Annotated in this window: 1 protein-coding gene; it reads right to left on the bottom strand. The window is 45.0% G+C overall.

The window, feature by feature from the left end; genetic code table 11:
- Nucleotides 1-856, bottom strand: an 856-nt coding sequence (locus H9J30_RS21555) for a molybdopterin-dependent oxidoreductase (protein ID WP_240132845.1), incomplete at both ends; no start/stop codon positions are given.

Below are 856 nucleotides of genomic sequence, written 5' to 3'. Positions count from 1 at the left end.
TGGCACGTTATGATAACTTGAGTGTGTACGCCCCTTGGTGTGATAACCCATTAATTGCAGAGGATAATCATCCTTAGTATCTTCATCATCGTAACCTTCCCATGTGGGTTGATACATGGGGATTGCAGTGATGTAATCGCCTTTAACATTAGGATTAAAGATCCAGTCTTTACCCTTTTGCGCCATCGACAGTGAGTAGATCTCTACCTTACCTGACGGTGTGCTCACCGCTTTACCACCATTGATATAGCTATCGAGTGCAAGTACTGGCGTCTTACTAAACGCACGGAACACACCAATCTTTTGTGCTTCAGCGTAACTATTAGGGAAGGCAGGTTGAGCATTGGTATTCGCGCTGTTTGTTCGAGTCTTTTGGTATAGTTCCTCTAACCAAGCGGCTTCATCTTTACCTTCTGTGTACTCAGCTTCTTTACCCATTTTGGCAGCAATTAAGCGTCCCATTTCAAACATTGAAATGCTTTCCCACATTGGCTTAACAGCAGCCTTCATGGCAACGAGATAACCCATGATCCCGGATGCGTAGCTATCATTGACTAGGTCATTCGACTCTAACCAAGTAGTATCGGGCAGTAAGATATCTGCATAACGTGCGCTCGGTGTCATCCAACAATCACACACGACAATAAGCTCACACTTGGTGTCATCTTCGAGGATTTTAGCGGTACCGTTACAGTCGGAATGTTGGTTAATTAATGCGTTACTGTTAATCGCAAAGACCGCTTTAATATCTGCGCCAAGCGGAGTATCTAAGTCAGCTGTACCACGGATCCCATCTTTACGGGCGGTCATTTCATGGCCACGTTCAATCGCTTCAGCCCAAGTAAAGAAGGAAATG

The sequence above is a fragment of the Shewanella cutis genome (assembly GCF_022410515.1).
Lineage (GTDB): Bacteria > Pseudomonadota > Gammaproteobacteria > Enterobacterales > Shewanellaceae > Shewanella > Shewanella cutis.
This window is presented reverse-complemented; position numbering and strand designations above follow the sequence as displayed.